Here is a 19,408-nt window from a genome sequence, read left to right as displayed (position 1 = left end):
AAATATATCGAAAAACTTTTATGAATCGTCGGTTGACACTCTTAACGAGTGCCCACACAGATTGTCTTGTTATACATTTTTAAAGAACAATACTAAGTGCTTATTTAAAAGCTCTACTTAGCGGCTTCGAAGCTTTACCCCGAAGCGGGACGCGCATTCTACGCGCTTCGCTTTCAGTGTCAACATCTTTTTGAAAGTTTATTTCGCAAGTTGTTTTGGCTGAAAACCGTTATTTGAGGTTAAGATAACTTCCTATAACGACTTCTTCGTGGTTCGTTTGACGTTCCCCGTCGAAGTGGTGCGCATTCTACGCTCCAGAGGTTTTTCGTCAACCCCTATCTGTCATAAAAATGAAAAAAGCGACCTATTCGGTCGCTTTTTGTTCAATCATCAAATTAAAGCATCAAATTGCACTGTTTTCAGTGCTATTCAGGTTTCTTACTATTGATGTTGTCGCTATTCACGTTTTCCTGCTCTGATGAGACTGATTCTTCATGAGTCGTAAAGTCTGCATCTTTCTCTTCATGATCACCTACGACATCATGAAGTGTCATCTTATCTACCGTTCTAAATGTATTAATAGGCCCTGCTAATGCGTACAAGGCAAACACCAGGAATAAAACAAGTGCAGGCTCGGTCGCCACAACAACAAAGATGAGCATAATGATAAGCAAGGCAACGAAAGGCACTTTTCCATTCCAATTCACTTCCTTAAAGGAATTGTATTTAAAGTTACTTACCATGAGTAAACCTGCAGCCCCAGTTACTAAGGCCACGATAACGCCGTAATCATCGCCATTAGCACCGTATTCAACGCCGACCCACACTAGACCAGATACGACGGCAGCGGCAGCTGGACTCGCGAGCCCCTGAAAGAACCGTTTATCAGCAATGCCAACCTGGGTATTGAATCTTGCTAAACGTAATGCTGCACCCGCTACATAGATGAAGGCAGCTAACCAGCCAAATTTACCTAATTCACTTAATCCCCAGTTATACGCCACCAATGCAGGTGCTATACCGAAAGAAACCATATCAGCCATTGAGTCATACTCGGCGCCGAAGGCACTTTGTGTATTCGTCATTCTGGCAGCCCTACCGTCCAGGCCATCGAAAATCATGGCAACAAAAACTGCAACCGCAGCGGCTTCGAAACTCCCGTTCATCGAAGCGACTATTGCATAAAAGCCTGAAAATAATCCGGCTGTGGTAAGAAGATTAGGCAATAGATAAATGCCCTTCCGTTTGGTATCTGTCATACACCCTCTTATGTTTAAAGCTGACTGGCACATTATTTCATACATCAATTGTGCACGCACGGCTCAAATTCAAAAGCACGCCGAATAACTTAGTATGTGACCACATACGTTAAAAAACGTTTTTTGATCTTACAATAAATAGCTGTATTTAATGAGAAAAATCTGATTTTAGCAGATCTTGCCAATGTCAGTATTTTTTACGTAGGCTATTTCAAACCTAAAATTTTGGCGTAAAAAACCTAATATATTCATAACCTTAAAAGTTGGCACATTTAGTGCTGAGTTGTCTTTGAGGTATGAAATCGAGGTATAAAAGGGGTTTTTAAATGAAATTAAGTAAAATTGCGTCAGTGACGACACTCGTCCTTGCCGCTGCAGCTGCTTCTGCTCCTGCCCATGCTACATGGGGCGGTAAGGGCAGTAATTGGCACAGTGGTTGTGGCAGTGATGGTAATACCGGCTCAGGTTGTAACGCAGCTGATTATTTCGATGATGATCTGAAATATGAGTTGGTATCAGATGGTATTTCTGGAGCAGTAGTAGATGGCGTTACTATCAACGCATCAGCGTATTCAGATACTGCGGGCTTTGTTAGACAAGGCAACTATGGCGATTACAAAATGTATGGTGACGGCATCGTAGAAGCGGCTGATCTAGCACAATACGGTTCTGGCTACGGCGTTGTTAACGCCGATGAAAGTTACCATGAGTCGCCTGAACACTCTGCAGATAACGAATGGGAAGCTTACTGGGCTAGTAAAGACGGTAAGAAAATCGTTAATTACGAAACAGACTTTGATTACATCCTTATTTCTTTTGATGAAGAAGTAAATGTAACAGGTGCAACTTTCAGTTGGCTGTGGGAAGACACTGAAACTCAGGTATCTGTAGCGGCTCTTAGCGATACATCAATGCTAACGTCTGGTGCAAACACTTGGTCAGATATCGCTGGTAGCGCGATGTCTGTTGGCTCGTTCGATGTACTGAACTGTGACGACACTAACCTGGCCATGGTTGATATGGAAAGTGTTTATTCTCAATACTGGATTATAGGTGCGTATAACACTGTATTTGGTGATATCGGGCATACTATGTTCAACGACGGCTTTAAGTTAGCGTCTATTGGTTTCAATGCGAAAGGCGGAGACACTCCTCCAACTAACCCACCAACAGAAGTAACCGAACCTGGTACTTTTGCTATGTTATTCATGGGTGGTGCACTGGCCATGTGGCGTAGAAAGCGTAAAGCATAATCCCAGCGATTACGCTCTACAGGCTTCGTATTTGAAAGGTGGCGTATGCCACCTTTTTTAATTCACTCAAATTCAGGTGTGATATGAATAAACAACGGATTTTAACTTCATTAGTAAGAAACGCGCTCTTCGGTGCCATTGGTATGGTCACGTTCTCTTCTGCGTCGGCAACAACTTTTGAAGACTACGAGCAGGCTTTGGATGCTTATAACAACAAGCGCTACGAAGAATCCTTTGTTCATTTAAAAAATAGCCTGAAAAAAGACCCTGATAATCTGACAGCGAAAATCCTGATGGGTCGATTACTACTGCAAAACGGTTATGTTCGAGCGGCTGAACTGGAATTCCAGGAAGCCATTGATATGGGAGCAGACCTTAACCTGGTTGCTGAGCCTCTCGGTACCGCTTGGTTATTCATGAACCGTTTCAGCGACATTATTGAATTTCAAGACTATAAACGTCTTGGGTCGAAGCAAAAATCTGCATGGCTACAGATACGGGCAACGGCCTGTACCAAATTAGACGATGACAAATGCGCAGGTCAAGCTTATCAAGATATGCTGACAATGCCGTTTAATCACGAGAATGCCTTTACCGGCCTGGCCGCCATTGCCATGCGAGCCGACGATCTGAAAAAAGCTGAAGACTACTTAAACCAATCTAAGTCTATTAATGAAGACAACGCTATATTGTGGCGTCTTATGGGTCAGCTTACTTACCGGAAAGGTGATGTTGATGGCGCAATTACAGACTTTAAACATGCATTAGACATAAGCGCAGACGACCCCATTGCGTTACGTAACCTCGTGAACATTTACATTGCACGTGATGACTTCGAAAGTGCACGCAAATACGTTGACGAAATCATGTCACGTACGCCAGATGATCCACTTGCCATTCTACTCAATAACTGGCTGATGACTCAGGAGCAAACGATACGTTCTAGTAACACAGAAATGCAGAAGCTCAGCAATACCCTGTCAGAACTGTCTCCTGACGTGGTTGAGTCTCAACCTCTACTGATTTATATCAGCGGCCTCACTGCCTACTTTAACGGCAATATTGAAAAAGCAGTGGGTGACTTTGAGCGTTATTTGAATAAAACGCCAGACGACTTACAGGCAATTAAGCTGCTAGCGAAAGCCTATATTGCCACGCAGCGTCCTAAACTTGCATTAAGTTTACTTGAGAAGAAACAAACACTGCTAATGCAAGACCTCAACGCGGCACTCTTACTTGGTGACTTGCTCATCGACCAGAATAAGAGCTTTCGTGCTGACAGTTTAGTGCGTCTTCTTGAACAAGAATATCCTCGAACGCTTCAACTTGAGCTATTCAAAATTAAGTTGATGACTGTGCGCGGGCAGCGTGAAGAAGCGTTGGCACTGCTAGAGAAAAACTATGAAAGCCAACAGCTAAATCCAACGTATCTGTTTACGTATACGTCCATGAAGATGCGTTATGGTTTTTATGATGACGCCCACAAGAGTGCAGACGCACTTATCGATATATTTCCAGACAAGGCAGATGTCTATAACCTAAAAGCCAGTCTGTTTATGCAACAAGAAGAATACGATAAGGCCCGCGCACTGCTTAACAAAGCGCTTGAGCTGAATGATAGTAGCTTCTCTGCTCGCTTCAACCTTGCATCGGTAGACGCAAAGACAGGTCATGTTGCTGAATCTCTGACTATTTTGGACGAACTGATCGCCCAAGTGCCTCGACATGTTCCTTCAAAATTGCTTAAAGCGCAGAACTTACTGCTCCTCGGCGATATGGAAAATGCGATCGCTATTTACAACGACGTATTAGCCCTTCACCCTCGTAATGAAGAAGCTCGGGTGAAACTGGTTCAAATTAGCGCTGGCAAAGGCAACATGAATGATGCGCTGTACCAACTTGAGAAACTGCTTAAGGAAGACTTTGATAACCCTGCCTATCTACTTCAGAAAGCTGACATTCTGACGGGCATGGGCCGCAACGATGAAGCTGAGCAAGCTATTGTGCTAGCCCGCGACGGTATTCAGAACAGTGCGAAGTATCTCCAACGTTACGGCAATATTCTTATCAAGCTTGGTCGTCCGGGAGAGGCACTTGAAAGCTTCCTGAAAGCGCGCGAAATTTCGCCTTACGACAACAGTTTGGCCCTGCATACTGCAAAGCTGCAAATTGCTATGGGTAAAGTGTCAGATGCCGCGGGTACTATTTCATCTAGAATCGACCAAAATCAGAATAATCCTGAATTCTGGTATGTCGCGGGTTTGTTAGCTGAAAGCCGCCAGAGTTTTGATAGAGCAGCGCAAGCATACGGCCGCTCACTGGACCTTGCACCGGTTTACGCGCAACCACTTATCGCCGCTTACAAAATGGCAGAGCGCAACGATTACCCTAAAGGTTTCGTGCCTATTGCGTCGAAGCTGATGAAAGAGCATCCACAATATTTGTTACCAGCAAACCTTCTCGCCCAGTACTTTTACAACGCGGGTGAGTTCGAAAAGTCGGTACCGATTTACGCCCAGTTGGTCAAGTTACCTAATGTGCTTAATAAATCGAAGGTACTGAACCGCCTTGCTGAGATGACAGCCGATACCAACACTCAGCAAGCAAGTATCTGGATTAAAGAGGCATTTGAATTAAACGCTGCCGACCCCGAGATTTTAGATACGTATGGCTGGGTACTCGCGCAAGAAGGAAAATACGCGGAGAGTCTGGAAATGCTTCGCCGCGCGTTTAGCCGTCATGCAACGAATCCGAAATTGCGCTATCACCTTGGCTATACCCTAACGAAAATGGGTCGCCAAGGGGAAGCTGCCGAACACCTTGAGTTAGCGGCGAATTCAGAATTCGATTTCAATGGTAAAACTGATGCCAAAAAAATGCTGGCGATAAACTAAAATAAAGCCGCTTTAATAAAAAGCCGTGGTACTTCTCAGTACCACGGCTTTTTTGTTTTACGCGACACGCTAACCACGTTTGAGCGAACCAAAATTGCCTGGTTTACTCAGCCTAAGAATACTTAGACGATAATTAACTCATCATCCCGCACGTCGATGCGAATAGTCGACTCAGGCATTAACACACCAGACAATAACTGTTGCGCTAAAGGGTTCTCTATTTGCGTCTGAATAGCGCGCTTGAGTGGGCGTGCGCCATACACCGGGTCGAAACCGGCATCCGCCAATTTGTCCATGGCAGCACCAGACAATTCCAGTTTGTAACCTTTTTCAATTAAGCGCTGACGTAAGGAGGCAAGTTGGATTTTGGCTATCGATTTAATCTGCTCTTTGCCCAGGGGATGGAACACCACCAGATCATCTACCCGATTAATGAATTCCGGTCTGAAGTGCTGACTCACTACGCCCATCACTCGCTGCTTCATTTCATCATATTGATTGTCATCATGGGTGTCTTGAATGACATCTGAGCCCAAGTTCGACGTCATGATCACAACGGCGTTCTTAAAGTCCACCGTGCGTCCCTGCCCATCGGTAAGGCGGCCATCATCCAGTACCTGAAGCAGAATGTTAAACACATCGGGATGGGCTTTTTCCACCTCATCCAGCAGGATAACAGAGTAAGGCTTGCGTCTGACCGCTTCTGTCAAATAACCCCCTTCTTCATACCCCACATAACCCGGGGGCGCACCGACGAGTCGGGACACAGAGTGCTTCTCCATAAACTCCGACATATCAATGCGCACCAACGCTTCTTCGGTGTCAAACAAAAAGCCAGCCAACGCTTTGGAAAGCTCTGTTTTACCGACACCCGTCGGGCCGAGGAACAGGAACGAACCAATGGGTCGATTTGGATCGGCAAGACCGGCCCGAGACCGGCGGATCGCGTTTGAAACGGCACTTACCGCCTCAGCCTGGCCCACAACGCGGGTATGAAGAACGTCTTCCATACGCAGCAGTTTGTCACGCTCACCCTCAAGCATTTTGGCTACCGGAATACCGGTCCAACGTGAAAGCACATCGGCTATTTCTACATCGGTCACTTTATTTTTCAGCAACAGCGTTTCGCGCGTCTCATTCTCGGCCGCCTTTTCCAGCTTCATTTCAAGCTCGGGAATTCGGCCATATTGCAATTCGGACATGCGGTTTAGATCAGAGGCACGGCGGGCAATTTCCAAATCCAGTTTTGCCTGCTCGAGTTCAGTCTTGATAGACTGCGTGCCCTGCATGGCGTCTTTTTCTTCACGCCATATTTTATCAAGATCGCCAAATTTGGTTTCTGCCTGCTCACGTTCCAACTCGATCATTTCAAGTCGTTTATGACTGGCGTCGTCGGTTTCTTTTGCCAGCGCTTGCTCTTCCAACTTAAGCTGAATAATACGACGTTCCAATCTGTCCATTTCTTCAGGCTTAGAGTCGATTTGCAAACGTATGCTTGAAGCCGCTTCATCAATTAAATCAATAGCTTTGTCAGGCAACTGACGGTCACTGATGTAACGATGCGACAACGTAGCCGCAGCGACAATGGCTGGATCGGTAATATCTACCGAGTGATGGAGTTCATAACGTTCTTTCAAACCACGCAGAATAGCAATGGTATCTTCAACGCTTGGCTCATCCACCAGCACCTTCTGGAAGCGACGCTCAAGCGCGGCATCCTTTTCAATATACTGGCGGTATTCATCCAGCGTAGTAGCGCCCACGCAGTGAAGTTCCCCACGTGCAAGTGCAGGCTTGAGCATGTTACCCGCATCCATGGCACCCTCGCCTTTACCGGCGCCGACCATCGTATGCAACTCATCGATGAATAAGATCACCCGGCCTTCTTCTTTGGCGAGCTCATTGAGCACCGCTTTTAAGCGCTCTTCAAACTCACCGCGGAATTTTGCTCCGGCCACCAGCGCGCCCATATCCAGCGATAGCACACGCTTGTCTTTCAGACCTTCGGGCACTTCACCGTTAATAATACGCTGTGCTAAGCCTTCAACAATGGCGGTTTTACCTACACCAGGCTCACCAATCAATACCGGGTTATTTTTAGTACGGCGCTGTAGCACCTGCACGGTGCGGCGAATTTCATCATCACGGCCAATTACCGGGTCGAGCTTGCCCTGCTCTGCCCGCTCTGTCAGATCGGTAGTGTATTTCTCCAGTGCCTGACGAACATCTTCGGCATTCGGATCTGTCACTTTCTGACCGCCACGCATTTTGTCGATCGCGCTTTCCAACTGGTCGCGGGTGATGTTTAAACTTCGCAATAATTCACCAAGCTTGCCTTTGTCGTCTAACGCTGCCAGTACAAAGATTTCTGACGTGATGTATTCATCTTTTCTCTGCTGTGCAATTTTGTCACACAGGTTTAGCAAAATGCCGCTTTCTTTGCTTAGCTGCACATCGCCACCAATCCCTTCAACGCGGGGAAGACGCTCGATAGCTTCGGCCAAAGAAGAACGTAATGCATTCACATTAACGTGGGCCTGATCGAGAAGCGGGCGCACTGAGCCACCTTGTTGATTCAGCATGGCTGTCATCAGGTGCACGGGCTCAATAAACTGATGATCACGACCCAGTGCCAATGACTGTGCGTCGGATATCGCTAATTGAAACTTACTGGTAAATCTATCTAATCGCATGAAAAGCCCCCTGCAAAAGTAGTGCTATTTAAATAGGTATCGCACACATGCTATTCAAGTTCATTACGCAAAAAATTAGTGATGAACCTATCCACTCATTGATGTCAGTCAATCTTTTTAGTGTGTCATTACTATCTTTCTTTCCACAATCGAAAAATTTACAAACGGCTCTCACGTTTCGCGCACAGTGTTCAGGTTATGAACATGCCAGACACTCACATTGTTCATTGGCTGGACATATTCAATACCTATTGCCCGAAAACAGCGGCTGGCACAGGTGATGCTGTTAATAAGATGTACATCGACACCGATGAATCAAACACTGGCTCTGTGAGCCTAAACGAAAGAGGTTGTAATGACAGAATCATTCATTGCCAATGCGGTTTGGCAGGAAAAACTCTTTACCGGCAAATGGGTATCTGGTTCAGCCAAGCCGGTTTTTGTGACTGAACCTGCGTCTGGAAAAGAACTTGGACAAATCGCCATGGCGAGTCCAGAAGATGTGAGCCAAAGCTGTACTGCAGCGAAAAAAGCGTTCCCCGTCTGGTCTGCCACCCACTTTGAAGAGCGAGCTGCTGTATTGCGCAAAGCCGCTCAGGTGATGCAAGAGCACTTTAACGACATCACCGATGTGTTGATCCGCGAAAGTGGTTCAATTCGAGCAAAGGCCGAATTTGAAGTTTCACTCAGTATAAAAGTGCTGAACGAAAGCGCAGCCTTGCCTTCACAAAGTCAAGGAGAAGTCTTACCTGCCGCGCCGGGTAAAATTAGTATCGCCCGTCGTAAACCTTTAGGTGTGGTTGGCGTTATCTCGCCATTTAACTTTCCACTGTATCTGGCCATTCGTGCGGTTGCTCCGGCGCTTGCAGTGGGTAATGCGGTTGTACTTAAACCTGATCCCCGAACCGCCGTGTGCGGTGGCGTAACTATCGCTCGGGTGTTCGAATTAGCCGGGTTACCTGAAGGTATACTGCATATGTTACCAGGTGATGGCGCAGCCGGTGCCACATTAACCGAACACCCGGATGTGGCGATGATTCAGTTTACTGGCTCGACCAACGCGGGTAAAAAAGTAGGCGAAGCTGCCAGCCGCCATCTCAAAAAAGTATCTCTGGAACTGGGTGGAAAGAACTCTCTGATCATTCTGGACGATGCCGACATCGATCTTGCTATCGCGAACGCGACCTGGGGTGCCTGGTTACATCAGGGGCAAATTTGTATGTCGACCGGCCGCATTCTTGTTCAGCGTAAAATTTATCAGGCGTTTGTCAGTAAGCTGGCAGAAAAAGCCAAGCAACTACCAGTGGGAGACCCGGCCACCGAGCAGGTCGCACTGGGCCCAATCATTAATGAACATCAGCGCGATAACATTAGCCGAATTCTCAAAGCGGCTGTAGAAGGTGGCGCCAAAATAGAGGCTGGCGGCGATTATTCCGGTTTGTTTTTCCAACCGACAGTGCTCAGCGGTGTGACGCCGGAAAGTCCGGCATTTAATGAAGAAATTTTTGGTCCGGTTGCCGTTGTTATTCCGTTCGATACCGATGAGGAAGCAGCGCAACTGGCGAATCAAACCGAGTATGGCTTATCAGCGGGCATCATCGCGACCAATGTGGGGCGGGCGCTCAACTTAAGTCAGCAACTCAACACGGGTCTGCTTCATATCAATGATCAGACTGTCAATGATGAGGTGGTTAATCCATTTGGTGGAACCGGGGCATCCGGCAACGGCACCAGTGTGGGCGGCGCTGCGAATTGGGAAGAATTCACCCAATGGCAATGGCTGACTATCCAATCTGAAGCCCCTCGTTATCCATTATAAGGAATAAGGTAATGTCTGAAATTACGCAAATTCGCGCGGCAGTGACTCGCGCCAAAGGCGCCCCTTTTGAATTAGAAGAGGCGAAAATCCGTGCACCGAAAGACGATGAAGTATTGGTTAAAATAGTGGCAACCGGTATGTGCCACACTGATATGATTGTGCGTGATCAATACTATCCCGTCCCTCTTCCTGCAGTTTTAGGCCACGAGGGTTCCGGGGTGATTACGGCGGTGGGCCCGCTGGTAAAAGACCTTGAGGTGGGCGACCACGTGGTACTCACTTTCGGTTACTGCACACATTGTAAACCCTGTAATCACGGTCATGCCACCTATTGCCAGGAATTCTATCCTCGCAACTTCAGTGGCGTAGGAACAGATGGCGAAACCGCTATTCAAGATGCCAATGGTAAACCGCTGCACGATCACTTCTTTGCCCAGTCGTCCTTTGCCACCTATGCACTGAGTTTGGAAAGTAACGCCATCAAGGTAAGTAAAGACGCCAAATTGGAGCTGCTAGGTCCGCTCGGTTGCGGTATTCAAACCGGTGCTGGTGCGGTAATTAATTCACTAAAAGTCACGCCGGGTAGCAGTTTTGTGTCTTATGGTTCAGGTGCGGTAGGCTTATCATCAGTAATGGCGGCACGGGTTGCCGGCGCCACCACGATTATTGCAACCGACGTGGTTGAATCCCGTCTTGAACTGGCAAAGGAACTGGGTGCAACCCATGTTATTAACAGTAAAGACGAAGACGTGATTGAACGGGTAAAAGAAATTACCGGTGGTGGCGCCGACTTTGCCCTTGAGTCAACCGGCCGCCCTGCGGTGTTAAGACAAGGGATTGATGCCCTGGGGCTGATGGGCACCATTGGTGTAGTCGGTGCGCCAGCATTAGGAACCGATGCTACCTTTGACGTAAATGATGTGCTGCTCGGCGGTAAATCGATTCGCGGTATCGTTGAAGGTGATTCCACCCCAAAAACCTTCATTCCACAACTTGTAGAATTGTTTAATCAAGGCCGCTTTCCCTTCGATAAATTAGTTAAATTCTACGAATTTGGCGATATCAATCAGGCTGCTGAAGATAGCGAAAAAGGCATAACCTTGAAGCCCATCATCAAAATCGGCGAACTGTAAACTTGCCGCCACAGGAAGGGGTGAAATCACTCCTTCCTGCTATCAATAGCCAACTGACAATTTTACATTGTGATAACATCGGCACCAGATAAACTGGTAAAGGTGTTGCCGTGTTCAATAATCATGATCAAGAACTTATGATAAATCCTGATTTGCTGGATGATGCAAGGCGCCAGTTATTATTGGGGCACCCTCTTCCAGAGAATCTGTTACCGGATGCGGTAGCCCGTTCATGGCAGCGCTCCCGGGATGCGGGTTTACACCCCTGGGAAAGCCGGTTAGTAAACCGAGTAAATGACGACTATCCACTGTCAGAAACCGATGAACACTTAGCAGCCACCGCCCAACCGGAAATAGACCGTTTATGGGACGTGTTCGGTGGTGAAGATTGGTGTCTTTTCTGTGTAAATAGTGACGCGGTGATAGTGCGGAGCAAAACCAATGCCGGGACTCCGCCGCTGAGCATGCTTAAGACAGGTGTACGTGTGCAGGAAGCAGATATCGGTACCACGGCGCCAGCATGCACTTTGCGGGAAAAGAGGGCTTTTGTCTTCACCGGACCGCAGCATTATTTAAAAGAATTTGATCGGTTTTTCTGTGTATCGGTGCCTGTTTTCGGGCCTGACAATCAACTTGCCGGAGCCCTCGATATGACGGGCATTGGCGAACGTAATACCCAGGTTGTGTTCGAACAGCTGCGCTTATCGGCAATGGCAATAGAAAACCAATTATTCACCGATCACTATGCAGGTTGTGATATTTTCAGTATTCAGTCATCTCCCACATTATTGAACACACCCTTTCAAGGTTTAGTTGCTTTGTCAGCAAACGGCGATTTTATGGCCGCCAGTCACTCTGCAAGACAATTGCTTCAACTACGCATTTCTTCCCGGTCATTACCGTTTAATCAGAGCAGCCTGAAAAACCTCGGTGCCAGAACCGAAAAACGCGCTTTACCCGATGGCACCTATATCTATGTGCGCAATCTTGCCGCTGGTGTCACCACATTTAGAAATGCCCCGCAACAAAGCTATGTGCCGGTAAGTGTGAGTACCGAACCGGCCATCGAAAAGCAATTCGGAATTGCGGTAAAAGCGTGCAAAGCCGATATTCCCATTATGATTACCGGCGAGACCGGTACAGGTAAAGAAGTCTTCGCCAAAGCACTACACGATACTATTGATGCTGACTCGCCCTTTATTGCAATTAACTGTTCAGCGATGCCCGAAAACTTAATTGAATCGGAATTATTCGGTTACGAAGAAGGCAGTTTTACCGGCGCTAAAAAAGGTGGGGCGAGAGGAAAATTGGAAGACGCGAATGGTGGCACTCTATTACTTGATGAAATTGGTGACATGCCACTTCGACTACAAACCCGCTTACTCCGTTTTTTACAAGAGCGACAAATCACCCGCATCGGCAGCTCAATGATTCGCCCGCTATCAATTCGCATTATTTGCGCTACCCACAGAGATTTACCGGCTATGGTGGCAAAGCAGATGTTCCGCGAAGACTTATATTATCGCCTGAAAGGTATGCAGGTAAAGTTGCCGCCACTGCATCTTCGTCAGGACTTACGCCGATTGATCACGACCATCGTGGCATCGTTCAACCACGCTGAAATTACTGAAGATGCCATGCAGTGGCTGATCAATCAGCCCTGGCCGGGCAACATTAGGCAATTGAGACAAACCATTCATTTAGCTACGGTAATCGCTGATGGAGAGAAAGCGCTAAGACCTGAGCATTTTGTCGAATTCGACGCCCAACCTCAGGAATTAGAGCCGCTAACGTTGGCTAATATTGAGAAAAATGCCATTGAGGCCGCGGTGCAGCGCCACCATGGAAATCTCACTGCGGCGGCGCGTGAACTGGGAATATCCCGCACAACGCTATATAAAAAGCGAGAAAATTAACTCAGCTCTATGGCTTTAATACCAATAACAGAGACCATTCTGCCAGTGGTTTGATGGTGTTGATGGGTTGCACGGCGGTGAGAAAAAAAACGTGTTTCGTCGCGATAAGTGCATAACCCTGAGTTCACCACATGCTCTACACCACAAGCCGCTAATTGTTTGGCCGCTATGCCAGCCAAATCAAGTAAAGACTTTCCGGCGACACCGGCGGGCTTAATTACATCGTCGTATTGAGCAAATCGACTCGCAAGGGAATCGGGCACTTCATAACACGCCTGACTGATAGCAGGGCCGATCCAGGCGAGTAAATCCTGACTAGAGGCATGCAGTCGTTTAACGGTTTCGGCAATTATCTGACCTTCCAAACCCTGCCAGCCAGCATGAACCGCTGCGACTTCTGTTCCCGCTTTGTTAGTAAACAATACGGGAATACAATCGGCGGTCATGATTGCGCAGGCAACATCTGGCGTTCGACTGAATGATGCATCCGCATCAATGGCACCGGCTTCAAGTGATAGTAATGTGGCATCCAGTTCTACGACCGTATTGCCATGTACTTGATTTAGCCATATCAGCCTATCAGATTCCGGCAAGCCCGCACGATTTGCAAGCACATGGCTGGCATTGTCACCAACATGTAGGCCCACGTTCCGTCCTGCATAGACACCGGTGCTTTCCCCACCCGGTCGGGTCGAGGTATAGGCAAAGATGTTTGATGGCGCGGGCCAATCTGGAACAATCATCGATAACAATTAATAGTCGTCCATGCCTTTAATTTTAGTGTCTTCCCGTACAGTGGCAATCAGCTGAACCATGTCATCAGGAAGCGGCGCCTGCCAGGTCATCCATTCATCGGTCTCAGGATGAAACAGCGATAACTGTGCCGCGTGAAGCGCCTGACGAGGGAAAGCGCGTAATACTTCAACACACTCTTCTGTCGCACCTTTTGGCAAACGTGTTCTGCCACCATACGCCGTATCACCTACCAACGGATGCTTAAGGTGCGCCATGTGCACGCGGATCTGGTGTGTACGGCCGGTTTCCAGTTTCAGGCGTAGATGCGTGTGCGCGCGAAATTTTTCAATAACACGATAGTGAGTTACTGCCGGCTTACCGGTTTCACGAACGGCCATTAACGTTCGTTTCGTTGCATGTCTGCCAATAGGCTGATCAACAATGCCACCAGCAACCATTGTGCCGTATGCCAACGCTTCATATTCCCGGCTCATCACCCGGTCTTGAAGTTGATTTACCAAATGCGTTTGCGCCGGTACGGTCTTCGCCACCACCATTAATCCGGTTGTATCTTTATCCAAACGATGCACGATGCCCGCACGGGGAACAACATCGATACCAGGCACATGCGCCAACAAAGCATTCAGCAAAGTACCATCCTGGTTGCCCGCGCCGGGATGAACCACCAGATCGGCAGGCTTATTGATGATTAGAATAGAATCATCTTCATAGACGATATCTAAATCGATTTTCTGTGGCAGGCTGGCGGTCTGCACTTCCATTTCGGCTTTAACCTGAATAAATTCATCACCACACATTTTTTGACGTGGTGTGGTTAAAACGTCACCATCTACCGTGACATTGCCATCCAGAATCCAATTTTTTAGCTTTGACCGTGAATATTCAGGGAACAAATCAGCCAAAACCTGATCTAACCTCAGACCAAAATGACGTGATTCAGTGTTAGCCTCAAGTTTGACGGTATTATCAGACTGGGTCATATAACTCTTTCGCTGTTACAAAAAACGCATTATACCAACTCTTGCGCAGGTTAAATCGGAAAGTTTCCGGTTTTTGTGTGGAGTTTGCGTATTCGAGTGCGCTAGAATGCCTCTTACTAAATGCAGTAATAGACGTATCAGTCGGTTAAGCAGGAATAGACAACAGATATGAAACCAATTCGATTAATGATGCCACTGGTAGTGGGCGTCATGATTAGCGTGACGGGCTGTAGCTCATCTGACGATTCAGAAGAACGCGCAAGACTGGCCAACATGGGCTCTCAGCAAATGTACGACCATGCGAAACGCAGCATGTCAGTAGGTAACTTTGGGCAAGCCGCAACCACCCTCAGCGAACTGGATTCACGTTATCCGTTTGGTCCTTTGTCTAATCAGGTGCAACTTGATCTGATTTACAGCTACTACAAGTCAGGAAAAATTGACGAGACGTTGGCGACTATCGATCGCTTCATTCGTTTGAACCCTAATCACTCTGATGTTGACTACGCCTACTATATGCGTGGGCTAACCAACATGGAATCAGACGCCAACCTGTTTCAAGAGATGATGCAAATCGACCGTTCAGACCGCGATCCAACAAAAGCACGAGAAGCGTTTGAAGATTTTCGCCGTTTGATTCTGCAATATCCTGACAGCAAATACGCCGTTGATGCCAAAAAGCGCATGATGTTTATTAAACAACGTTTGGCGAAATATGAAATTGCCATCGCCCGTTTTTATATGCGCCGTGAAGCCTATGTTGCCGCTGCGAATCGTGGCCGCTATGTACTGGAAAATTACTCCAATACCGACCAGGTGCAAGAAGCACTTGAAATCATGGTTTCCAGCTACGACCTGTTAGGTCTGAACGAGCTTAAAGAAAACGCCATGAAAACGCTGAAACTGAATTTCCCAGACAGTGATTTTATTGGCTAAACGCCCTGCCTACATACAAAAAAGCCGGATTACTTTCTAAAGTAATCCGGCTTTTTTTATACATGAATATTACTGCACGAAGTCATTCATGTGCGATTGGTCGGGCAGCGCGTCGAACGCACCATAACGTGCTACAGCAACAGCACCGCATTGGGTAGCAAACCGCAGTGTTGTTAGAATATGTTCAAAGTTTCCTGCCCACTGCACAAATGAATGTCGGTTTACCACAGCGTTTGACATCATAAACAAGAATCCACCCACGAAAGCGTCTCCGGCTGCGGTAGTGTCAACAGCCTCTGCCTCGGGAACGGGAAACGTGCCATCTGTGTCCCGGGTATAAAACGACACGGGTTTCGCGCCATTGGTTAATAAAACCAATGAAACACCGCTGTCTAGCCATTGCTGAATTTTACTGTCTACCTGACTTTCACCATACAATTCGACAAGTTCTTCCCGGCTCGCCTTTATCATGTCTACTTTGCCTGCCGCATCGCTGATAACTTCTGGCGCCAATGCCACATTATCCCAGAATGCCGGACGGTAATTAATATCCAAACAAAGTACACTTTCTGCATCAGTAAATTGCTTGAGTCCGGCTTCGGTAACCTGTCGTAGCGCAGAGGTACTGAAAGACCCTGAGCAAAAACTCACTATTCGCGGGCGGTCAAATAGCGCGGATACCAAATCAGCTTCGGTTAAGTCGGTATGGGCGGCATTATCAATATAAAAATCGAAAGAGCGCTCACCCTCATCATCAAGACCTACGAATGCCAGCGCCGTTTTGCCTTTGTCAGAGAAAGCCGTGAATGTGGTATCGACGCCAAGTTCAGTTAACGTTTGATGTAAGTAATGTCCAAATTGATCTTTACCTAACTTTCCAAAAAGCGCGCTGTCTCCACCTAACTTAGCTACCGCCACAGCCACGTTCGCCGGCGCACCACCGGCAAATTTTCGGAAACTTTCAATCGTGCCGCTGCCGTTTTGCTCTTTGGTTGCAAGCATGTCGATTAATGCTTCCCCCATACACAATACCTGCATGTACTGTCTCCCGTTAACGTTTCAGACAATCATCTGATTAATATTAAAAAAGTAGACCCGCCAGGTCGACGTCCAGTCGTAAACCCACCACCCACGCATCAGGTAAATCTTCAGCGCGTGACCGCTCATTAAACTGATCGGGGTTGATGATGTAATGCAGGTTTGGCTGAATTCGAATGTGGTCATTAAACTGAATACCGTAGCTCAACTCCATCATTGTCTGACTGCTCGCAGGCATTCCTACGCCACCGTTCAACATCCTGAGCAGCGCCTGGTCTTCGAGGGCGTCGTCGCTATACTGCTGACGGGTTATCACAAACCCAATGGTGTCTTCGTCTCGTCCAGCAAAGGTGCCATGTTTAACAAATCCGGCTTTAATAAAGTAATCTTGCGTTAGCTCACCAGAAAGCCCTGTCAGAACCGCGCCGAAAACGGTAACACTACGTTGAGAATTCAAATCTGGTCGCAGCACAGTTTGTTCAAAACGCACAAAAGCACCTGAACGACCATTTCGTGTGGCATAGTCTTCAGCCGTTACTGCGGCAAAATCACCATTGCTGTCACGGGCTGGATCGGTATAGTCAGCACCATCGTACCAACCACCAATTTCATACTGCCGCGGATAGCTATCATTTTCCCAACTGGTTCTGTAACCCAGCGTTAACGGTACTATTACACCGGTTGATCCTGACGTGCGCCAGTCAAAACCATGATCGCCTGGTCGCTGATGTACGGTATTCTCTTCGTACACACCAGCATGAAAATACATCTTGTCATTGATGTTGTACTGGGCATGTCCTCCCCAACTCGAAACCGGCCACCAGGTAAAGTTACTGGTACGAAAAACGAAGGTTGGATTACCGCAGGCTGCGTTGGTCTGAAAATACTGGCATAACGATGAGCCAAGGAAACTGATGTTCGCCACGGTCCTGCCCGCTTCTACCTGAAGCTGACCATCGAAGAATGTCTTTTCAATGGTTAACCGGGCTAAGCGGGAGCTTTGTCCACCGTAAATTTCCTGCACCGAGGTACTATTACCAATGTAGTTTTGCGCCAGGTTCTGGCCATGACGATTCGTCAGCGCAACATGAATTTGGGTATCTTTCCATTCGACGGCCTTTTCCATATCGAAATCTGCGCCAAGGAAAAGTTGCCCGGCGTAGGCACTTCCGCGTTGCTCACCACCTTTCACATTGGCAGCCGCTTCCCCGGTGTACGCTGCTTGCCAGTGAATATAATCCATGCTGTTTTCAGCGGCAGTGGCTACGGAAGAATGACCCAGGCTGAATGCCAAAATGCCAGAAGAAACAACGCCCATCATTGGCATTACATTCATCATCGCCTGGTACAGACGTGGCTTCATTGAAATGCTTTTTCTGCTCATATTACGTCCTAACTGGGTGTAATCAGTAGGCACAACTCGATTACACCGTATTAACAGAGGTTCTGGAAACGCAATGTAAAGCAGGTGAAAATTTAAATCAACTTTTATTATTTAATTATTTACAAACTAAATTGGGCAAGTAAGGGCAGGTTCGCACAGCCGAGTGCCCGCGCTTCAGCACCTACGGTACCGGGAAGGAAAGCAAGAGAAGACAAGCCCCGCAAGTCGGCCTGTTGGTAGTGATGTTTACATCGCGCCAGCAATTGTTGCTTAACGGACAATGGCAACGCCCCTTCTATAACAACGGCGTCTAAATCCAAAAAGGCGTGGGCACTAATGGCTGCATGCACAATCCCTTCAGCAACCGACGCTATCCAACCACCTAAACCGGGAAGGTCCTCAGGCCAGTTTTGCTGACGGCCGTGCATAAAGCTGGTATCCACACCGGCTTCTTCGAGTTGTTTTTCAAGCAGATAAACCGATGCCACGTCAAGTAGCTGCTTGCTGTTACCGGCATAGGTGAAAGGTAAGGAACCTACCGCTCCACCATTACCGCTTCGGCCTACATGTAGTTGCCGGTTTAGTACCATGCCGCCACCAATGAAAGTCCCCACGAAGCAGTAAAGGTAGTCGCTAAGCTGCCGGTGCTGTCCAAACCAAAGCTCTGCGGCACAGGCTGCAGTATCGTCGTTACAAAGATAAACCGGTAAATCGACAATCGATTGGATTGCCGCCAGTACATCGTACCCTTTCCACTTCGCGAGCTTATCCGCCGGCGCCCCCGCCTGTTCGCTCCAACGCCAAATTTCAAAGGGCATAGCAATGCCAACCCCGCTAACCCGGCCAACTTCGTCTTCGTCCAGCGTAGACAAAATGGCCTTTAGACCTCTTGATGCGAACCGTTCCATGGCTTCTACACACGGATATTGCCAATGCTCACAGAGTGAAGCACGCACGTTGCCACAAAAATCAATGAGTGAAATCTGCATACTACGACGGCCAATTTTTAACCCTAGACCAAAGGCCCCCTTAGCACGCAAATAAAACGGCACGCTAGGCTGACCGCGCTTGCCCCGGTGTGGCTCACCTCGCTGCAGCAAGCCGTCTTCTTCCAGCCGATTGATGATGACAGTGGCGGCCTGGGCTGATAATCCGGTTTCTTTTGCTATTAGCGCTTTCGGTAACTGCTGATGATGTCGGATGAGGGTAAGAATGCGCCGCTCATTCAAAGCTCTGAGGCCTGACTGCCCTTTGGCTTTAGTGCTTTGCTGCCATACGGCTGACGTGGCATTGGGTTCCTGATGGGCTGAATTCGGCATAACAACACTCTTATTTACATTAAATCAA

Annotated in this window: 13 protein-coding genes; 6 read left to right on the top strand and 7 right to left on the bottom strand. The window is 47.7% G+C overall.

Annotation, left to right across the window (positions count from 1 at the left end; all coding sequences use genetic code 11):
• Positions 1 to 425 precede the first annotated feature (425 nt).
• Positions 426 to 1,259: a CDP-diacylglycerol--serine O-phosphatidyltransferase gene (gene pssA / locus ACXAGX_RS07660; RefSeq protein WP_474837550.1), complete on the bottom strand. Its 834-nt coding sequence runs from the start codon at positions 1,257 to 1,259 to the stop codon at positions 426 to 428.
• Positions 1,260 to 1,585: 326 nt separating this feature from the next.
• On the opposite strand from pssA, the gene xdp1 reads away from it, so the two are divergent.
• Together xdp1 and prsT are read left to right on the top strand one after the other, a co-directional pair.
• A complete protein-coding gene (gene xdp1, locus ACXAGX_RS07655; RefSeq protein ID WP_474824568.1) occupies positions 1,586 to 2,512 on the top strand; it encodes an exosortase-dependent surface protein XDP1 in 927 nt (308 codons plus the stop codon).
• Between the two features lie 83 nt (positions 2,513 to 2,595).
• Entirely contained in the window at positions 2,596 to 5,406 is a 2,811-nt protein-coding gene (gene prsT / locus ACXAGX_RS07650; RefSeq protein ID WP_474837548.1) for an XrtA/PEP-CTERM system TPR-repeat protein PrsT, read from the top strand.
• A gap of 122 nt (positions 5,407 to 5,528) precedes the next feature.
• Here the strand turns inward: prsT and clpB are convergent, their stop codons facing one another.
• Positions 5,529 to 8,099, bottom strand: a complete 2,571-nt coding sequence (gene clpB, locus ACXAGX_RS07645) for an ATP-dependent chaperone ClpB (protein WP_474837546.1) — start codon at positions 8,097 to 8,099, stop codon at positions 5,529 to 5,531.
• A 355-nt stretch (positions 8,100 to 8,454) separates the two neighbouring features.
• Between clpB and ACXAGX_RS07640 the strand changes: the two genes are divergently transcribed.
• The 3 genes from ACXAGX_RS07640 to ACXAGX_RS07630 all read left to right on the top strand — a co-directional run bounded on the left by ACXAGX_RS07640 (position 8,455) and on the right by ACXAGX_RS07630 (position 12,967).
• A complete protein-coding gene (locus tag ACXAGX_RS07640) occupies positions 8,455 to 9,918 on the top strand; it encodes a benzaldehyde dehydrogenase (RefSeq protein ID WP_474837544.1) in 1,464 nt (487 codons plus the stop codon).
• Positions 9,919 to 9,929: 11 nt separating this feature from the next.
• Positions 9,930 to 11,051 carry an NAD(P)-dependent alcohol dehydrogenase gene (locus tag ACXAGX_RS07635; protein ID WP_474824565.1) on the top strand — a complete coding sequence of 374 codons (1,122 nt, stop codon included), beginning with the start codon at positions 9,930 to 9,932 and terminating at the stop codon, positions 11,049 to 11,051.
• A 110-nt stretch (positions 11,052 to 11,161) separates the two neighbouring features.
• On the top strand, positions 11,162 to 12,967 hold the full coding sequence (locus tag ACXAGX_RS07630; protein WP_474824564.1) for a sigma-54-dependent Fis family transcriptional regulator: 1,806 nt from the start codon (positions 11,162 to 11,164) through the stop codon (positions 12,965 to 12,967).
• On the opposite strand, the gene pgeF is transcribed toward ACXAGX_RS07630, so the two are convergent.
• Positions 12,964 to 13,710: a peptidoglycan editing factor PgeF gene (gene pgeF, locus ACXAGX_RS07625; protein ID WP_474837566.1), complete on the bottom strand. Its 747-nt coding sequence runs from the start codon at positions 13,708 to 13,710 to the stop codon at positions 12,964 to 12,966. The two genes, ACXAGX_RS07630 and pgeF, sit on opposite strands and share 4 nt — an antisense overlap.
• A 9-nt stretch (positions 13,711 to 13,719) precedes the next feature.
• Positions 13,720 to 14,703 carry a 23S rRNA pseudouridine(1911/1915/1917) synthase RluD gene (gene rluD / locus ACXAGX_RS07620; protein WP_474837542.1) on the bottom strand — a complete coding sequence of 328 codons (984 nt, stop codon included), beginning with the start codon at positions 14,701 to 14,703 and terminating at the stop codon, positions 13,720 to 13,722.
• Between the two features lie 168 nt (positions 14,704 to 14,871).
• Between rluD and ACXAGX_RS07615 the strand changes: the two genes are divergently transcribed.
• Complete coding sequence (locus ACXAGX_RS07615) at positions 14,872 to 15,639, top strand: outer membrane protein assembly factor BamD (RefSeq protein ID WP_474824563.1); 768 nt, start codon at positions 14,872 to 14,874, stop codon at positions 15,637 to 15,639.
• 69 nt (positions 15,640 to 15,708) lie between these two features.
• Here the strand turns inward: ACXAGX_RS07615 and ACXAGX_RS07610 are convergent, their stop codons facing one another.
• The 3 genes from ACXAGX_RS07610 to ACXAGX_RS07600 form a co-directional block, all read right to left on the bottom strand.
• A complete protein-coding gene (locus ACXAGX_RS07610) occupies positions 15,709 to 16,677 on the bottom strand; it encodes a carbohydrate kinase family protein (protein WP_474837540.1) in 969 nt (322 codons plus the stop codon).
• Positions 16,678 to 16,720: 43 nt separating this feature from the next.
• Positions 16,721 to 18,061 (bottom strand): carbohydrate porin, encoded by a 1,341-nt coding sequence (locus ACXAGX_RS07605; protein WP_474837538.1) that lies wholly within the window; start codon positions 18,059 to 18,061, stop codon positions 16,721 to 16,723.
• Positions 18,062 to 18,180: 119 nt separating this feature from the next.
• Positions 18,181 to 19,380, bottom strand: coding sequence for an ROK family transcriptional regulator (locus ACXAGX_RS07600; RefSeq protein ID WP_474837536.1), 1,200 nt, complete (start codon positions 19,378 to 19,380; stop codon positions 18,181 to 18,183).
• Positions 19,381 to 19,408 lie beyond the last annotated feature (28 nt).

The sequence above is a fragment of the Alteromonas sp. ABV4_515 genome (genome assembly GCF_056160345.1).
This window is presented reverse-complemented; position numbering and strand designations above follow the sequence as displayed.